Below are 15,520 nucleotides of genomic sequence, written 5' to 3' on the forward strand. Positions count from 1 at the left end.
CACGTTCGCTGGCTGTCAATCCGACCAATATTTTCAAGTAGGGCAGGGCTAAGGTTTGTTCGTACTCATGTCTCGTCGCTCGACTGGACTGGTGGTGGTCGCCGTCGTAGTGCTGTCGGTAGTCGTGGCTCCCGCGGCCGCCACCCACAGCGACGAGGTGAACTCCGGCGTGCTCGACGTCGACGTGACCGGCCCCGGCAACGCCACCGTCGAGAACGGCGTGCAGGTCGTCTGGCGCGGCGAACGCACCGACTTCGTCGCGCACGTCGGGGACTACGTCTCCGAGTCGGACTCCTACTACGAGACGTACTACGTCCGACTGACGACCGACCCGGACGCGTCCTACGACCCCCACACCGAGGAGTCGCTGGCCGTCGAACGCGTCGAACTCGGCGAACTTGAGACGCGTGACGTCACGCTCTCGGTCGCACCGAACGAGATTCCCGAGGGGCGACAGACCCTCTACGTCAGCATGTACCGGCCGGGCGTCCGGTCGGCGTCCCGCGTCAACCAGACCACCGTCGACCTCGTGTCGGTCTACAAGGGCGGCGACCGGGACGGCGACGGCCTGCTGAACGCGGAGGAGGTCGAGTGGGGGACCGAGTTCGTGGTCGACCCGACGGACGACCGGCCGGGCGAACGCACCGGCAAGGACCCCGACAACCTACTCGACGACAACATCGACACGGACGACGACGGACTCACCGACGGCCACGAGGTGAAGACGTTCGGCACGAACCCGCTCGTGAAGGACACCGACGGCGACGGCGTCACCGACCCCGAGGAGGTGCGCGCGGGAACGAACCCGGCGGCGAACGACACGGACGGCGACGACCTGGACGACCCGACCGAGATTCAGAACGCGTCGTCGCCCACCGCGAAGGACACCGACATGGACGGGCTCTCGGACCCCGTCGAGGAGCGCGTCGGCACCGACCCGACCGACCGGGACACGGACGGCGACGGGCTGGCCGACGGCACGGAGTACTTCGAACTCGCGAGCAGTCCGCTCGTCGCCGACACGGACGGCGACGGCCTCGACGACGCCGAGGAGGTGTCCCGCTTCGGCACGAACCCGGCCAAGCCCGACACGGACGGCGACGGCATCCCGGACGGCCGCGAGGTGTTACTCGGCACGGACCCGACGGAGCCGACCGACGACCCGACGGCGGACGCGAGCGACGACGCGGCCGCCACCACCGACGCCGAGACGTCGACCGATTCGACCGACGAGGCGGCCGACACGCGCACTGCGACGTCGCTGTTCGGCGCCGACCTGCTGGGCGGCGCCGCGCGCCTCCTGACCGACCTCCTGGGGGTGTTCGCGTGAACCGTCTCGCGCTCGTCCTCGTCGCTGTCGTCGTCCTCGCCGGCGTGCCCGCGCCCGCGGCGACAGCGACCGACGCGTCGGCGCCCACCTACGTCACGGGCGACGTGAACGAGGACACGACGTGGAGCGCCGACGACGGCCCGTACTTCGTCACCGACGACGTGACCGTCGCCCGCGGTGCGACGCTCACCGTCGAACCCGGCACGACGGTGAACGTCGGCGGCGAAGTGACGCTCACCGTCCGCGGGAGTCTGCATGCGGCCGGAACGGCGGCCAGCCCCGTCGCGTTCACCACCGCGAAGCCGAACCCCGGTCCGGGGACGTGGGACGCGATTCGCTACGAGGGCGGCGCCGACTCGACGCTCCGCCTCGCCAACACCACCGTCGAGTACGGCGTGACCGGCGTCGAGGTAGCGTCGAGTCAGGGGCGCGTCGTCGTCGACGACGCGACAATTCGAGCGCACGTCCGCACCGGCGTCGAGACCGTGGGCGTCGACGCCGTGCCGTCGATTCGCGTGACCGACAGCCGCTTCGCCGACATCGGGTACGCGGGCGTGTTGGTCCGCGCGGCCGGCACGAACCCGTACGTGGAGTCGGCGCGCGGCGTCGCGGTTCGCGACACGGCCTTCGAGCGTACGGGCCGCCACGGCGTCGCGGTGTGGGCGCGCCAGATTCGCGGCGTCGCTGTCGCGGGCGGGTCCGTCACGGGCGTCGCCGAGTCCGGCGTCGTCCTCGACACGAGTCGGGCGGCCACCCAGCCGAGCGCGGCGACCGACCGCGGGCTCTCGAACGTCGCGGTTCGCGGCGTCTCGGTCACCGGTGTCGGCGGCGACGGCGTCCACGTCACGGGCGGCGAACTCGACGACGTCGCGGTGTCCGGCAACCAGATTCGGGACGTCGATGGCGCGGGCGTCAACGTCTCGCGGGCGCTCGACGTGGACGACTCGCGCATCGCCGGTAACGTCGTGGAGAACGCGCGAACGGGCGTCAGCGTCGCGGTGTCGAAGCCCTCCGGCGCGCTCCAGGACTTCTCGCTGACGGTGGCGGACAACGAACTCCGCGGGAACGACCGCGACGGCCTGCGCGTGACGACGGCGTACGTGCTCGCCGACGAGTTCGCCGTCACCGGGAACGAACTTGCCGACAACGGCCGGCACGGCGCGTACGTCGCGACGCCGGTGTTCGACGAGACGGTCGTCGCGGACAACGTCGTGCGCGAGAACGGCGCGTCCGGCGTCGTCCTCACCGGGAGTCGCGTGCGCGACGTGACGGCGGCCGACAACCGGTTCGTCGCCAACGACGGAGACGGCCTCGACGTGTGGGCGTCCGGGGAGATGAGCGGTGTGCGCGTCACCGGCAACGACGCGTTCGACAACGCGCACGTCGGCGTCTCGCTCGACCACCACGCGACCGGCGCGCGAGCGGTGACTGTCGACAACAACACGATAGCCGGAAACCGCTACGGCGTCCGGTACGCGGGCCCGACCGCGGTGTCGGCGTCGAACAACACCGTCGCGTTCAACACGCGCTCCGGTCGGGACGGCTCCGTCGCGGACGTGGGGCCGTCGACGGGCGTCGTCTTCGAGGACGTCTCCGCGAACGTGACGTTCCGCGACAACGACGTGTACGGGCACGTCGTCGGGCTCCGGAGCGAGTCCGACGGCTCCGTGGTCGCCGAGGACAACTACTGGGGCGCTGAGAGCGGGCCGTTCCACGCGACGCTGAACCCCGACGGCGACGGGAACGCCGTGGAACCGGCGCGCGGGAAGGCCGCCGTCGTACCGTTCGACGAGAGCCCGCACCGCGACCTGCTCGAACGCCCGACGGTGGCGCTCGCCGCGAACCGGACGACCGTCGCGCCGGGCAACGCGGTGGCGTTCTCGGCGGCCGAGTCGAGCGACGACGCCGGCGTCGAGTCGTACCACTTCGTCGTGGACGGCACGCAACTCCCGGCGCGCGAGACGCCGACGCTCGTGGAGGCCTTCGAGACGAACGGCACCCACGAGGTGCGCGTCGTCGTGGAGGACGCACAGGGCGTCGAGAGCGCGCGAGCAGCGCGCGTCGAGGTGACTGTCGACCCGAACCGGACCGAGTCCGACACCGGCGACGAGACGACCACGCCGGACGACGGTGACGGGAACGCCACGACCACCACGACCACCACGGCACCGACGACGCAGGCGCCGGCCCAGAGCGGTGGCGGCGGACCGGGACTGCTCGGCGGCCTGTTCTCCGTGTGGGGGCTGCTCGGGTTGCTCGTCTATGTCGTCGCGCTCGCCGTCGGCGGGTACGCCACGAACGAAGTGCTGAACGGCCGACGGCCGCCCGTGAAGGGGCGTTTCATCCACGTCATCGCGGGCGTCGCGGTGGGGATTTGGCTCCTCGGAAGCGTGCTCGGGCCCGGGTCGCTGCTCCTCGTCGGTGCGGGCGGCGCCGGCGTCTGGGCGGCCGCGACGGGCGCGCTGTTCGTGCTCGCGACGCGGTGACCGCGACTCGACTCGACTCGACTTCCCGGCTACTCGCCGTCATCTGGTAACCAACTGAACGCCAGAGCGCAGTGATTTCGACGGTTATGAGGGCTGTCGCGGGAGAAGGCTTAACCGAACGCTCGACTTACGGCGCGTAAGACTCACCTAATGATTCGCTGTCCAGAGCCCGACTGCGGGTGGCAGGCAATCGCGCCGTCGGACGACGCGGCGCGCGAGCAGTACGCCGAAAACGTCGTCGACGCGCACACGGAATCGGTCGACGCGGACGTCCCCGACGGGATGGTGCAGGTGCGAGTCGGGGACGGCGAGTGGCGCACGATGACCGCCGAGCAGGCCGCGACGTTCCACGACGCCGCCGAGACCGACGACTGACGCGAACAGCGACCGTATAACTACGGCAACGCGGCGACTCCCTGTGCGTAATGACCCCGAATCGCCGCGCGGCCGACCGAGCGAGGCGGACCGAGCGACCCGTGATGCCGGCGGACGCGTTCGCCGTGGACGTCGAGGACCGCGGGCGCGAGTTCGTTGTGAGCGCTGACCTCCCCGGACTGCGGACGCAGGACATCGACGTGACGGTGAAGAAAGACCGCGTGCGCATCGCCGCCGACTTCGAGAACGACGAGGACGGACGCTACCTCCGGCGAGGCCGCGAGCGCGCGTCCGGCGAGCGCGTTCGCGTGCTCCGCCTCCCGCAGCGCGTCGACGAGAAGCGCGTGTCCGCGTCGTTTCAGGACGGCGTGCTCCGCGTGCACTTGCGGAAGGCGGGCGGGCGGAGCGTCGACGTGTCCTAATCGTACGCGAGGCGGTTGAACTCGTAGCGATAGGTGCGCCCCGTCGTCTTCACGACGAGACGCGGGTCGTTGCCCTCCCACTCGACGCGGTCGAAGTGTTCGCCGAGCGCGCCCGGATTGAGGGAGTCCGGGGGGTTCTCGACGTCGAAGTAGAGGCGGGCAGTCGGTCGCTTCGCCTCGTCGACGCGGGTCGCTTCGACGGCGAGGACGTTCCCGCTGTCTCGGACGTCGACTTCGCCCGAGAACTCCCACGTTCCGTCGCCGGTGCGAATCTGTTTGCCGCCGAGTTCCGGCCACGTCGTGTCGGCCATGACTTCTCGGACGGCGACCAGACAGATTGTCGTTTCGACAGGATGGCTGTGGGCTACGTCACGGTGACCGACAGCGACCGCGTCCGGGGGCCGTCGCACTCCACGAACAGGACGGCCTGCCACGTGCCGAGCGCGAGGTCGCCGTCCCGAACCGGTATCGTCGCGCTCTCGCCGAGCAGCATCGCGCGCAGGTGGGCGTCGGCGTTGTCGTCCACGCGGTCGTGGTCGTAGTCGCCGTTGGCGGGCACGAGGGCGTCGAGCGCTCGCTCCAGGTCTCGAAGCAGTCCCGACTCGGGTTCGTTCACCGCGACGCCGGCGGTCGTGTGCGGGACGTAGACGGTGCAGACGCCGCGCTCGCAGTCCTCGGGAATCGCGTCGCGCACGGCGTCGGTCACGTCGCGGACCTCGACGCGCTCGCTCGTGGACACCTCGATGGACATACCTCGGGCTACGACGCGGGCGAACAAGAGCGTGGGCGGTCACAGCGAGAGGACGAGGGCGTCGCCGTCCCGGTCGAAGGAGGTGCCGAAGGGCTCGGAGCGCTCGCGCATCCGCTCGCGGCTCCACACCGCGGCCTCGTCGGTCGCCTCGCGGACCGCGCAGTCCTCGATTTCCGTCGGATGGAGGCGCAGCGTCGCCGGCGCGCCGCCCTTGACCACTACCTCGAAGCAGAACCCGCGGTCGTTCCGGAGCGTCGCGTCCACCGCGTAGTCGTCTACGAAGTCGCCGGTGTCGTAGAGTATCGGCGCGCCGTCGTACACCTCGACGCCCTGGAAGACGTGGGCGCTGTGGCCGTGAACCACGTCGACGCCCGAGTCCACGAACCACTTCGCGAACGCCCGGAAGCGCGCGGGCGGCGAGACCACCATGTTCGGCCCCCAGTGCAGGGACGCCACCACGAGGTCGGGGTCGGTCGCGTCGGCGCGGGCCAGCGCCTCCTCGACGGTCGCGCGCGTCTCGGGATTCTCAACGTCGATTTCGACGTGCGCGGTACCGGACGCGGAGTCGGTGGCCGCGTACTCGGGCGTGTTGTCGGTCAGCGACACGAACGCCACGTCGAGGCCGTCGGCGGTCACGACCGCGGGGTCGAGCGCGTCGTCGCGCGTGCGTCCCGCCCCCGAGTGCGCGATGCCGCCGTCGTCGAGCGCGTCCAGCGTGTCCAGTAGGGCCTCGGTCTCGAAGTCGAGGACGTGGTTGTTCGCGAGCGCACAGCAGTCCACGCCCGCCCGCTCCAGTGCCGGCACCGCCCACTCGGGGTCGGCCCGGAAGTGGAAGGTGTGGTCGGTGCGGCGCCACGGCTGCCCCCGGTCGGACAGGCAACACTCGAGGTTCGCGAACAGGCCGTCGAACTCGCGGAGGAAATCCAGGCAGTCGCCCCACACCGCCTCGACCGAACGCGACCGCTGTTTGTCGTCGACCTGCCGCCCGAGCATCACGTCGCCGACGAACCCGAGTCGCGTCATCCCCGGCGCTCAGACCGTCCGCTTCAGCGCGTCGAGGCGCTCCTGCAGTTTCTCGACGGCTTCCTCGGCCTCCTCGCCGAGTTGGTCGGCGTCCTGCTCGACGCGGTTCTTGACGTGGCCGGACGTCTCGCCGTCGTTCGCCTCGACGCGCCGCCGGACGGATTCGAGTTCGTCGCCGAACCGGTCGAGCAGTTCCACCGTCAACTCGATTTCGTCGAACAGCGCGTCCACGCGCCCCGAACCGACCGTCGAGAGGTTCTCCGCTGGTTCGTCGTTCATGCACCGGGGTACGCGGCGAGCGCGCATCGTTAGTCGGCGGCTACTGCGCTCCGGCGACGCGGTCGGCGAACCCGGCCACGCGCGCTCGGTCCGTTCGCGGCGTCGCTGCCGACGAACGGCCACTATCCGGTCGGCGACGCGCACGCAGTCGGGGAGGGAGGCGCAGCGTCGCTGCTCGCAGGGCGTCGGGAGACGGAAGGTCTCGCCGACCGACAGGAACACGCGTGCCAGCCGAACGAACCGTCTCCATTCCCATCGACGGCGTCGAACTCGACGGCGCGCTCGCCGTGCCCGAGGGCGCGACCGGCCTCGTGGTGTTCGCGCACGGGAGCGGGTCGAGCCGCCACAGCCCACGGAACGCGTTCGTCGCCGAGGAACTGCGCGAGCGCGCGCTCGGCACGCTCCTGTTCGACCTGCTCACCGAAACCGAGGACCAGCGCCGCGAGACCCGCTTCGACGTCTCGCTGTTGACCGACCGCCTCCTCGGCGCGACCGACTGGCTCGCAGAACAGTCCGAGACCGCCGACCTCGCGGTCGGCTACTTCGGGTCGAGTACGGGCGCGGCCGCCGCGTTGCGGGCCGCCGCGCGACGCCCCGGTCGCGTCGGTGCCGTCGTCTCCCGCGGCGGGCGCGTCGACCTCGCCGGCGACGACGTCGAGGGTGTGCGAGCGCCGACGCTGTTCGTCGTCGGCGGCGCCGACACGCAAGTGCTGGAACTGAACCGCGAGGCCTACGAGCGCCTCCCCGGCGAGCGCGCGCTCCACGTCGTCGAGGGCGCCGAACACCTCTTCGAGGGGGCCGGCGAACTCGACGAGGTCGCGGGCGTCGCCGGCGACTGGTTCGTCACCCACCTCGCGTGAGTCAGTACGGCGGCGACTCCGCCTCCACGACCTTCGAGAGGTTCGCGAGTTCGTCCGACAGCAACACCACGAAGTCGTCCATCGTGACGATGCCCGCGACGTTGTCGTCCTCGTCTACCACGGGAAGCCGGCGGACGGCGTGGTCGCGCATCGTGCGCGTCGCCTCGAAGATGCCGTCGCTCATCGCGACCGTCGTCAGCGCCTCCGCCATGATGTCTTCGGCGGTCGTCTCCGTCGGGTCGCGTCTCGGCTCCAACACCTCGACCACGAGGTCGCGGTCGGTCACGATGCCGATGGGTTCGTTGTCGTTCACGATGATGACGCTCCCGACGTTCTCCTCGACCATCACGGTCGCGAGGTTGCCCGCGGTCTGGTCGCCGTGCGCGGTCATGACCGCCGTTCTCGCCACGTCTGCGACTGGCATAGTGTCTCGACGGTCGCACCGTACCCCTATTGTTGTCCGTAGCCTTCGACGGCGTGCGTCGAGTAAGGAGCCGTGAACGCGGCGCCGGCCGCGAACGCACCCAATAACCAACGTCCGCTACGGCGATGATTCGGGCATGAACTTCGACGAGTTCACCGGTACCGTCCAGCACCGACTCGAACTCCCCGGCACCGGTCAGGCCGTGCGCGCGATTCGCGCGACGCTTTCCACCCTCGGCGAACGCATCCCCGAGGGCGACGCCCGCAACATCGCGAGTTCGCTCCCGATGGAAGTCGACTGGTATCTCACCGGCGCCGTCCACGAACACGGCCAGCGATTCGACTGGTCGGCGTTCGTCGACAGAGTCACCGAAATCGAGGGCGTCGACCGGCCCGAGGCCGCCTACCACGCGCAAGTCGTCGTCGACCTCGTCTGTTCGGTCGTCCCCGAAGCCGACGTGCGCCAACTCCGCGACCAACTCCCCGAGAGCGAGGACGACGAGAACTGGGGGAAACTGTTCGGCATCGTCGACGCCGGCGGCTGGGAGGCCACACACGGCGAGTGAGCCGACACGGCCCGTCACCTGCTGGTAGCCGAACGGTTTTCTCTCGCAGACCCCGAAGCCGGATATGGACCTCTCTGTCGTCGACCTCTCCCCCGTCCCCGACGGCGGCACCGCCGCCGACGCGTACGAGCAGACGGTCGAAGCCGCGAAGCAGGCCGAAGCACTCGGCTTCGAGCGCTTCTGGGTCGCCGAGCACCACGGGATGGCCGACCGCGTCGCCGGCACGACGCCGGAAGTGTTGCTCGGCCACCTCGCCGCCGAAACCGACTCGATTCGCCTCGGGTCGGGCGCCGTCCTCCTCAACCACTACCAGCCGTTCAAGGTCGCCGAGCAGTTCGGCGCGCTCGACGGACTCGCGCCCGGTCGCATCGACGCCGGGCTCGGGCGCGCGAACGGGTCGCCCGCCGTCGACCGCGCGCTCGGCACCGAGCGACACGTCCAGAACCCCGATGAGGACCACCGCGAGAAAATCGAGGCCGTGGTCACGCACCTCGACGACGCGTTCCCGGACGACCACGCCTACAGCGACGTGACGATTCCGCGCGCCGGCGGCGACACCCCGATGCCGTGGGTGCTCGGGTCGAGTCCGTCGAGTGCGAAAGTCGCGGGCGAACTCGGTCTGCGGTACTGCTTCGCGGGGTTCATCCGCCCGATGTTCGCGACGCACGCCTTCGACGCGTACCGCGAGCACTTCCAGCCGTCGCCGTTCGCGAGCGGCGTCGACGAACCGGAAGCGATGGTCGCGGTGAACGCGGTGTGCGCCGAGACGGACGCGGAAGCCGCCCGCCAGCGCGCCGTCGCCGAAGCCGCCTTCGAGCGCATGAAACGCGGCGAACCCGGCACGACGCCGAGCGTCGAGGACGCCATCGACGAACTCGGGGGCGTTCCGGACCCGACGCCCGCGACGCTCGACGACGACGAGTGGCCGCGCGCAATCTCGGGCGACCCGGACACGCTGTCGGGCCTCCTCGACCAACTCGCGGACCGCGTCGGCGTCGGCGAAGTGATGATTCAACACGTCGTCGCCGACCACGAGACGGCGCTGCGCTCGCACGAACTCATCGCCGACGGCGTCGGCCTGACGCCGCGCTGACGCCGCCACCACCGCCGGTCGGTTGTCCTGTCGGTTCTCTCACGCTACCGCCTCGCCTCGCTGTTGCCCGCCGGCATCTCGCACCCGTCTTCGAGCACAGCGAACGCACCGACGAGTGGCGACGCAAGTCCGACGCGACTGTTCGGTCGCGAGGGGGTAACCGAACGACGGTGGCCGTCTCTCCGAGGCGGTCGGATGGTCGACCGCGGGTCGCGAACTCTCGCCGGGAGCGGCAGTCGATGGCGGTTCTAGGGGAGACGACGCGAGACCCACAGAACTGATGACTGATTTACTAATTCTCGGTCTCGCTCTCTATCGAAAGGCAGGTACTACTGCATTACGTCGGTGTATGCGGTATATACTCATATTCTAGAATGCTGTAACGTACGAACGGTGGGACCGATGGGGCCTCGACTCTCGACACGCCGCGACGTCCTGAGAGCGGGCAGCGCCCTCGCCGCCGCGGGCGCCGCAGGCTGTATCGGCGCCGGACCGCCGATTCCCGGCAGCGATACCGGCGCCTCGTACCCCGCGTGGATACCCCGACCTCGGGCCATCGACGAGGACACGCACGGATGGTTCCGGTACGCCCGACCGTCGGATATCGCCGCCTACGCGGCGGAACTCGAAGAATCGTACACCAGACTGCGGACGCTACTCCCCGTCGAAGACACGCGACTGGGCCTCGACTTCCACGACCCGGACGAGTTCATCGGCTTCGGTGGCGCGTACAACCTCGTCCTGACAGGGGCTTTCGATACCGCCGAAATCGCCACTCGCGTCGGCGCCAACGGATTCTCCACGCACACCACCCACCGCGGCTATCAGATTTACGAGCGCGACCCGACGAACGCACTTGGCGTCACCGACGACACGATCGTCGTCGGCCGAGCCGGCGGCGTGCTGGACGCGACCAACGTCGTCACGCAGATTCTCGACACCGGACACAGCGGCGACTCCCGGTACGTCGACAGCGACGAGTCGTTCGCGACGCTCACGTCCCGGCTCGGCGACGCCCACTTCGCACTCGGTCGTCGCTTCGCGGAACGCACCGAAACCGACCTCCGCGACGGACGGTTCGCCGGGGCCGTGGCCAGCGGATTCCGCTACGAATTCGGCGAGGACACCACGCGCGGACTGTCAGTGACAGTCTTCGAGAACGCCGCCGACATCGACGTGGACGACGTCGAGGCGTACCTCGAATACAACGAGGACAGCGGCGACTTCAGCGACGCCGACGACCTCTCCGCCTACCGCGAGGGACGAACCGCGAACGTCGAGTGGTCCGTGGACACGGAAGCGGCGTTCCGGACAGAGAACCAGTGACACCACCAGCCATGTCAGACACTTCACGCCGACGGTCCAAACTCGCGGCCGTCGGGCAGGCGCTCGTCAAGCCGACCGTCCGATTCGTCCTCGCTCTCGCGGTGTTGTTCACCGCGCGCGCCGTCCTCGTTCGCGTGCCCGGAGCCGACCGCATCCTCCTCGAACCGACCCTCTCGGTCGCCTTGCTCGTCTACGGACTCGTCACCCTCGTCATCATGGCGGCGGTGTTCGACTACGCCTCGACCGTCGGCGCCGTCATCGCGGCGGAACTCGACGGCCCGAGCGCGATTCGTCGCGCCATCCAACTCGCGACGCTCCTGTTGCTGTTGGTGTGGGCGTACCCCACGTTCACGTGGCTCCCCTACTTCGACACGCACCCCGGCCAGTACGAACTCGTGTTTCTCGTGACTGGCCTCGTCGCGGGCGGCTGGCTCGTCGTCCTCCTCTACACGAACCTCGACGAGTTCGCCGACCTGGTCGCCAGCGAACTCACCACCGCCACGCCCGCCTTCAGTCCGGACGCGGAACCCTCCGAGACGGACACCACGACCGAGGAGACGGAGACGGAGACGCGCGACCAACACGCGTCCCGGGACGCGACCGACGACTCCCCGTGACAGTACCGTCCGTCGCGACCCGAAACCGCGTCTCAAACTCGACCAGCCAAATCACCGCAACGCCGTCACTCGCGGACGAACCAGTCCCAGAAAGCGCACCGCTCGTCACGTAACGTCTCGCAGAAATGCTCCGTCAGGGATTTGAACCCTAGTCATTGCCGTGAGAGGGCAATATGATTGGCCGGACTACACCAACGGAGCGCGTCCACCCAATCGTAGCGCGGGGGTACAAATAACGATTTCGTCTCGTCGCCCGCGTGCGAACGACCGACGTGGTACTCACTCGGTGGGGACGTCGGTGTCGGGTTCGTCGGCGACCCAGACGGTTTTGCGGTTGACGAACTCCTGGATGCCGGCCTCGGAGAGTTCGCGACCGTAGCCGGACTCGCCGACGCCGCCGAACGGGACGCGGGGGTCGGATTTCACGAGTTCGTTGACGTAGACGCAGCCGGCGTCGATGCGCGAGGCGACGCGCTGTCCGCGGTCGGTGTCGGTGGTCCAGACGCTCGCGCCGAGGCCGAAGTCGGTGTCGTTGGCCTTCCGGACGGCGGCGTCCTCGCCGTCGACGCGGTAGACGGCGGCGACGGGCCCGAACAGTTCCTCGGTGTCGGCTGGACAGCCCGCGGGCACGTCGGTGAGGACGGTCGGCGGGTAGAACGCGCCGTCGCGGTCGAGTGGCTCGCCGCCGGTCTCGACGGTGGCGCCGGCGTCGACGCTCGCTTCGACTTGCTCGTGGAGCGTCTCCAGCAGTTCCCGGCTGGCCTGCGGGCCCACGTCGGTGTCCTCGCTGGTGGGGTCGCCGACGGTGAGGGATTCGGCGTTCGCGACGAGCGCGTCGACGAACTCGTCGTAGACGGCGTCGGCGACGACGAAGCGCTTGGCGGCGATGCAGGACTGGCCGCCGTTCTGGTTGCGCGCCCACGCGCCGACGCTCGCGGCGGTCTGCACGTCCGCGTCGTCTAGCACGACGAACGGGTCGCTGCCGCCGAGTTCGAGGACGGTCTTCTTCAGGTGTTCGCCGGCCGTCGAGGCGAGCGAGCGGCCGGCGGGACCGCTCCCCGTCAGGGTCGCGGCGCGAACGCGGTCGTCGGCGACGACGCGCTCCACGCGGTCGCCGGGAATCAACAGCGTCTGGAACACGTCCTCGGGGTAGCCGGCTCGCTCGAAGACGTCCGCGATGGCTGCCGCACAGCCGGGGACGTTCGAGGCGTGCTTGAGCAGGCCGACGTTGCCGGCGGTGAGATAGGGCGCGGCGAACCGGAACACCTGCCAGAAGGGGTAGTTCCACGGCATCACCGCGAGTACGGGGCCGAGCGGTTCGTACTCGGTCGTGACGGTGGTGCCGGGCGGACTCGGGTGGGCGTCGGCGTCGAGGTACGCGCTCGCGTGTTCGGCGTAGTGGTCACAGAGCCACGCGCACTTCTGGACCTCGCTGATGGCCTGAGAAATCGGCTTCCCCATCTCGCGAGTCATCGTTTCGGCGTACTCGCGTTCGTGCTCGCGCAGCACGTCGGCGGCGTCCGCGAGCAGGCGCTCGCGCTCCCGGACCGAGCGGTCGCGCCACGACGCGAACGCGTCCTCGGCGCGCGCGAGCGCGGCGTCGACCTCGCTCTCGGTGTGCTCCTCGTAGGTGTCGACGCACTCGCCGGTCGCCGGATTCACCACGTCCATGCGACGGCGTTCGGCGCACAGTCGGTTAACGTTCCGGCGGCCGGGCGCCGCGGCCCGACGTCGGGCGGGTGTGACCGCGCGGCGTGCGCCGCTCGCCGTTCGACTCAGCGCTGCGTGATGTAGACGTCTATCTCGCCGCTCGCGGTGCGGAGTTCCCGGATGTTCCCGGAGTACCGAACCGTCTCCACTTCGTCCTCGTCGAGTATCACGCGAACCTCGTCGCGGTCGTCGCCGCGCCGCACGCGGTCGCTCACGCGCAGGAACGCCTCCAGGTCGTCGTTCGTCGCGACGAACTGGATGCGCGACGGGTAGTCGTTGTCGTCATCGTCGTCGTCATCGTCGTCATCGTCGTCGTCGTCGACCGGCCCGCCCGCGTAGTCGTCGAGGTCGAGCGTCCGGCCGTCGAGTCGGAGCCGCGGCTCCGACTCCGTCCATCGAACGCGCTCGATGTCGCCGTCTATCCAGAAGCTGTCGATGGCGCCGGGGTCGAGGTAGGCGTCGATGACGCCGCGTCCGTTGTCGTTCCGGGCCGAGTCCTCGTCTCGGCTCGCCTCGTCGGCGAGCGCGACCCGGCCGTCGACGACCACGCGAACGCGCTGTTCGTCGTCGCCCACGTTCCGGATGACGAGCAGGCGCCACGACGCGCTGCCGCTGGCAGTTCCGAGCAGTCCCATTCCCGCGAGTCCAGTCGCACCGGCTTTCAGTACTGAGCGTCTGTCCACCATACCCTATCCACGGGACTGCGCGGGCTTTGTTATGAAGTCGGCCCGAGACGTCGGCGAGTAACTCCGCTCGGCTTACTCGCGAGTAAGGTCGCCGGAGACGCGCCGCGATAGCCCGTCACGCCCGGTGTCCGCGTTCGGACGGCGTTACCGGCTCAGGGCGCGAGCCGGTTCTTCCGGTGTTTCATCTCCGATTCGTAGTAGTCGAAGGTGTGGGGACACCACTCCGCCGCGATGTCCAGTAACTGCTCCGTGAGGTCTCGAATCTCCCACTGGGCGTCCGCCGCGGCGCGCATGTCCGCGATGTGCATCAGCGACCGCGGGTTCAGCGTGACGACGATGTTCACCTCGGTGCCGATGGGGAGGACGAAGCGCGCGTCCTCGGGCGGCATCCCGAGTTCGAGCAGTTCCTGGTAGTCCTCGACCGACTGCCGGACGGACGACCGGAACACCTCCTCACGTTTCTCCACCTCGGCCTCGCTCGCGTCGCCCTTCTGATTCCGGCCGACCCAGTCCGGGTCCGTCGCCGACGGCGGCGTCACCACCATCTCGCCGTCTTCTACGTCCGCGGGGTCCACCTCGTCGAAGGAGACGTACCGCATCGACTGCACGTCGAAGGACGCGTGGCGGTGGCGCGTCAGTTGCGCCATACACGACCGGCTCGCGCCCTCGATGGCGAACGTCGCGCTCGGGTGCTCGAAGGGCCCGTAGTGCCCGCGCTGGAGGAGTTTCGCGAGGAAGTTCGCTTTCTTCTCCTCGATGTCCTCGCCCTCGACGCCGGCCATCGCGTCCTCGAAGGACTGCTCGGCGACCCACTCTTCCATGTAGTCGTTGCGTGCCCCGCGGCAGATGAGTTCCTCCGGATTCTCCGTGGCTTCGAGGAGGCGTACTCGCATGTTGGACACGACTGCGAGTCCGGGCGGCATAAATCCCGCTAGACGCGAGCGCCCAACCCCGCCAACGTCTAAGTGCCGGCCCGCGTAGCGAGCGCATGGTCACGAACATCTCGGCGGGCGTGCAGGCGTTCACGAGCAACGTCTTCCTCGTTCCCGGCGAGCGCACCGTCCTCGTGGACGCCGGCGCGAACTACGACGCGGTGTCCCGCATCCGCGAACAGGTAGACGCTCTCGACGCCGTCGTCGTCACGCACCCGCACCCGGACCACGTCGGCAACCTCGACGCCGTCCGCGACGCCTTCGACGTCGAGGCGTGGGGGTTCGAGGGCGTCCCCGGCGTCGACCACGAACTCTCGGACGGCGACACCGTCGCCGTCGGCGACCACGACTACGAGGTCCTGCACACGCCCGGTCACGAACCACACCACGTCTGTCTCTACTCGCGGGCCGCCGACGCGTTGTTCTCCGCGGACCTCGTGTTCGGGAACGGGAGTTTCGGGCGCACCGACCTGGAAGGCGGCGACCGGCGCACGCTCGTCGAGAGCATCGAGCGCGTCGTCGACGTCGTCGAGCCGTCGCTGGACGTGATGTATCCCGGGCACGGACCGGCGGTCACGACCGACGTCTACGAGAATCTGGAAGTCGCGGCGCGCGCCGCGCGGTTCAGCCAGTAATCGGTC

Annotated in this window: 18 protein-coding genes and 1 tRNA gene; 10 read left to right on the forward strand and 9 right to left on the reverse strand. The window is 69.5% G+C overall.

The window, feature by feature from the left end; translation table 11 throughout:
* Positions 1 to 67 precede the first annotated feature (67 nt).
* The 4 genes from LT972_RS06010 to LT972_RS06025 all read left to right on the forward strand — a co-directional run bounded on the left by LT972_RS06010 (position 68) and on the right by LT972_RS06025 (position 4,613).
* Complete coding sequence (locus LT972_RS06010) at positions 68 to 1,330, forward strand: thrombospondin type 3 repeat-containing protein (RefSeq protein ID WP_232572292.1); 1,263 nt, start codon at positions 68 to 70, stop codon at positions 1,328 to 1,330.
* Entirely contained in the window at positions 1,327 to 3,816 is a 2,490-nt protein-coding gene (locus LT972_RS06015; RefSeq protein ID WP_232572293.1) for a right-handed parallel beta-helix repeat-containing protein, read from the forward strand. Before LT972_RS06010 ends, LT972_RS06015 begins: the two co-directional genes overlap by 4 nt.
* A gap of 150 nt (positions 3,817 to 3,966) precedes the next feature.
* On the forward strand, positions 3,967 to 4,191 hold the full coding sequence (locus LT972_RS06020; RefSeq protein ID WP_232572294.1) for a hypothetical protein: 225 nt from the start codon (positions 3,967 to 3,969) through the stop codon (positions 4,189 to 4,191).
* Between the two features lie 50 nt (positions 4,192 to 4,241).
* The gene (locus LT972_RS06025; protein WP_232572295.1) at positions 4,242 to 4,613 is read left to right on the forward strand and encodes an Hsp20/alpha crystallin family protein; all 372 of its coding nucleotides are present in this window, start codon (positions 4,242 to 4,244) and stop codon (positions 4,611 to 4,613) included.
* Here LT972_RS06025 and LT972_RS06030 read toward each other — a convergent pair.
* From LT972_RS06030 to LT972_RS06045, 4 genes are read right to left on the reverse strand one after another with little or no spacing between them, the layout of a single operon-like run.
* On the reverse strand, positions 4,610 to 4,924 hold the full coding sequence (locus LT972_RS06030) for a hypothetical protein (protein WP_232572296.1): 315 nt from the start codon (positions 4,922 to 4,924) through the stop codon (positions 4,610 to 4,612). The genes LT972_RS06025 and LT972_RS06030 overlap by 4 nt on opposite strands.
* Before the next feature lie 53 nt (positions 4,925 to 4,977).
* Complete coding sequence (locus tag LT972_RS06035; RefSeq protein ID WP_232572297.1) at positions 4,978 to 5,364, reverse strand: secondary thiamine-phosphate synthase enzyme YjbQ; 387 nt, start codon at positions 5,362 to 5,364, stop codon at positions 4,978 to 4,980.
* A 39-nt stretch (positions 5,365 to 5,403) separates the two neighbouring features.
* Positions 5,404 to 6,387 (reverse strand): CapA family protein, encoded by a 984-nt coding sequence (locus LT972_RS06040; RefSeq protein ID WP_232572298.1) that lies wholly within the window; start codon positions 6,385 to 6,387, stop codon positions 5,404 to 5,406.
* 9 nt (positions 6,388 to 6,396) lie between these two features.
* The gene (locus LT972_RS06045) at positions 6,397 to 6,666 is read right to left on the reverse strand and encodes a hypothetical protein (protein ID WP_232572299.1); all 270 of its coding nucleotides are present in this window, start codon (positions 6,664 to 6,666) and stop codon (positions 6,397 to 6,399) included.
* Between the two features lie 224 nt (positions 6,667 to 6,890).
* Here LT972_RS06045 and LT972_RS06050 point away from each other — a divergent pair, with 224 nt between their 5' ends.
* Complete coding sequence (locus tag LT972_RS06050) at positions 6,891 to 7,526, forward strand: dienelactone hydrolase family protein (protein ID WP_232572300.1); 636 nt, start codon at positions 6,891 to 6,893, stop codon at positions 7,524 to 7,526.
* Position 7,527: 1 nt separating this feature from the next.
* Here LT972_RS06050 and LT972_RS06055 read toward each other — a convergent pair whose 3' ends face one another.
* A complete protein-coding gene (locus LT972_RS06055; protein WP_232572301.1) occupies positions 7,528 to 7,950 on the reverse strand; it encodes a CBS domain-containing protein in 423 nt (140 codons plus the stop codon).
* A 136-nt stretch (positions 7,951 to 8,086) separates the two neighbouring features.
* Between LT972_RS06055 and LT972_RS06060 the strand changes: the two genes are divergently transcribed.
* The 4 genes from LT972_RS06060 to LT972_RS06075 all read left to right on the forward strand — a co-directional run bounded on the left by LT972_RS06060 (position 8,087) and on the right by LT972_RS06075 (position 11,551).
* Complete coding sequence (locus tag LT972_RS06060) at positions 8,087 to 8,515, forward strand: DUF2267 domain-containing protein (RefSeq protein WP_232572302.1); 429 nt, start codon at positions 8,087 to 8,089, stop codon at positions 8,513 to 8,515.
* 64 nt (positions 8,516 to 8,579) lie between these two features.
* Entirely contained in the window at positions 8,580 to 9,608 is a 1,029-nt protein-coding gene (locus LT972_RS06065) for an LLM class flavin-dependent oxidoreductase (protein ID WP_232572303.1), read from the forward strand.
* Positions 9,609 to 10,010: 402 nt separating this feature from the next.
* Complete coding sequence (locus LT972_RS06070; RefSeq protein WP_232572304.1) at positions 10,011 to 10,934, forward strand: hypothetical protein; 924 nt, start codon at positions 10,011 to 10,013, stop codon at positions 10,932 to 10,934.
* 11 nt (positions 10,935 to 10,945) lie between these two features.
* Positions 10,946 to 11,551 carry a hypothetical protein gene (locus LT972_RS06075; RefSeq protein ID WP_232572305.1) on the forward strand — a complete coding sequence of 202 codons (606 nt, stop codon included), beginning with the start codon at positions 10,946 to 10,948 and terminating at the stop codon, positions 11,549 to 11,551.
* A 126-nt stretch (positions 11,552 to 11,677) separates the two neighbouring features.
* Here the strand turns inward: LT972_RS06075 and LT972_RS06080 are convergent.
* The 4 genes from LT972_RS06080 to thyX all read right to left on the reverse strand — a co-directional run bounded on the left by LT972_RS06080 (position 11,678) and on the right by thyX (position 14,840).
* Positions 11,678 to 11,752, reverse strand: a tRNA-Glu gene (locus LT972_RS06080).
* A 78-nt stretch (positions 11,753 to 11,830) separates the two neighbouring features.
* Positions 11,831 to 13,222 carry an NAD-dependent succinate-semialdehyde dehydrogenase gene (locus LT972_RS06085; protein WP_232572306.1) on the reverse strand — a complete coding sequence of 464 codons (1,392 nt, stop codon included), beginning with the start codon at positions 13,220 to 13,222 and terminating at the stop codon, positions 11,831 to 11,833.
* A gap of 104 nt (positions 13,223 to 13,326) precedes the next feature.
* On the reverse strand, positions 13,327 to 13,896 hold the full coding sequence (locus LT972_RS06090) for a hypothetical protein (RefSeq protein ID WP_232572307.1): 570 nt from the start codon (positions 13,894 to 13,896) through the stop codon (positions 13,327 to 13,329).
* 203 nt (positions 13,897 to 14,099) lie between these two features.
* Positions 14,100 to 14,840, reverse strand: a complete 741-nt coding sequence (gene thyX, locus LT972_RS06095; protein WP_232572308.1) for an FAD-dependent thymidylate synthase — start codon at positions 14,838 to 14,840, stop codon at positions 14,100 to 14,102.
* A 95-nt stretch (positions 14,841 to 14,935) separates the two neighbouring features.
* Between thyX and LT972_RS06100 the strand changes: the two genes are divergently transcribed.
* Complete coding sequence (locus LT972_RS06100) at positions 14,936 to 15,514, forward strand: MBL fold metallo-hydrolase (RefSeq protein ID WP_232572309.1); 579 nt, start codon at positions 14,936 to 14,938, stop codon at positions 15,512 to 15,514.
* The last annotated feature ends 6 nt before the right edge of the window (positions 15,515 to 15,520 follow it).

The organism is Halobacterium litoreum (assembly GCF_021233415.1).
GTDB classification, from domain to species: Archaea; Halobacteriota; Halobacteria; order Halobacteriales; family Halobacteriaceae; genus Halobacterium; species Halobacterium litoreum.

Bases quoted from the DNA above. Each gene is read 5' to 3' on its own strand.
- LT972_RS06070 (WP_232572304.1), top strand. From the start codon at position 10,011: ATGGGGCCTCGACTCTCGACACGCCGCGACGTCCTGAGAGCGGGCAGC.
- LT972_RS06030 (WP_232572296.1), bottom strand. From the start codon at position 4,924: ATGGCCGACACGACGTGGCCGGAACTCGGCGGCAAACAGATTCGCACC.
- LT972_RS06090 (WP_232572307.1), bottom strand. From the start codon at position 13,896: ATGGGACTGCTCGGAACTGCCAGCGGCAGCGCGTCGTGGCGCCTGCTC.
- LT972_RS06060 (WP_232572302.1), top strand. From the start codon at position 8,087: ATGAACTTCGACGAGTTCACCGGTACCGTCCAGCACCGACTCGAACTC.
- LT972_RS06025 (WP_232572295.1), top strand. From the start codon at position 4,242: ATGACCCCGAATCGCCGCGCGGCCGACCGAGCGAGGCGGACCGAGCGA.
- thyX (WP_232572308.1), bottom strand. From the start codon at position 14,840: ATGCGAGTACGCCTCCTCGAAGCCACGGAGAATCCGGAGGAACTCATC.
- LT972_RS06100 (WP_232572309.1), top strand. From the start codon at position 14,936: ATGGTCACGAACATCTCGGCGGGCGTGCAGGCGTTCACGAGCAACGTC.
- LT972_RS06085 (WP_232572306.1), bottom strand. From the start codon at position 13,222: ATGGACGTGGTGAATCCGGCGACCGGCGAGTGCGTCGACACCTACGAG.
- LT972_RS06035 (WP_232572297.1), bottom strand. From the start codon at position 5,364: ATGTCCATCGAGGTGTCCACGAGCGAGCGCGTCGAGGTCCGCGACGTG.
- LT972_RS06020 (WP_232572294.1), top strand. From the start codon at position 3,967: ATGATTCGCTGTCCAGAGCCCGACTGCGGGTGGCAGGCAATCGCGCCG.
- LT972_RS06045 (WP_232572299.1), bottom strand. From the start codon at position 6,666: ATGAACGACGAACCAGCGGAGAACCTCTCGACGGTCGGTTCGGGGCGC.
- LT972_RS06010 (WP_232572292.1), top strand. From the start codon at position 68: ATGTCTCGTCGCTCGACTGGACTGGTGGTGGTCGCCGTCGTAGTGCTG.
- LT972_RS06055 (WP_232572301.1), bottom strand. From the start codon at position 7,950: ATGCCAGTCGCAGACGTGGCGAGAACGGCGGTCATGACCGCGCACGGC.
- LT972_RS06065 (WP_232572303.1), top strand. From the start codon at position 8,580: ATGGACCTCTCTGTCGTCGACCTCTCCCCCGTCCCCGACGGCGGCACC.
- LT972_RS06075 (WP_232572305.1), top strand. From the start codon at position 10,946: ATGTCAGACACTTCACGCCGACGGTCCAAACTCGCGGCCGTCGGGCAG.
- LT972_RS06040 (WP_232572298.1), bottom strand. From the start codon at position 6,387: ATGACGCGACTCGGGTTCGTCGGCGACGTGATGCTCGGGCGGCAGGTC.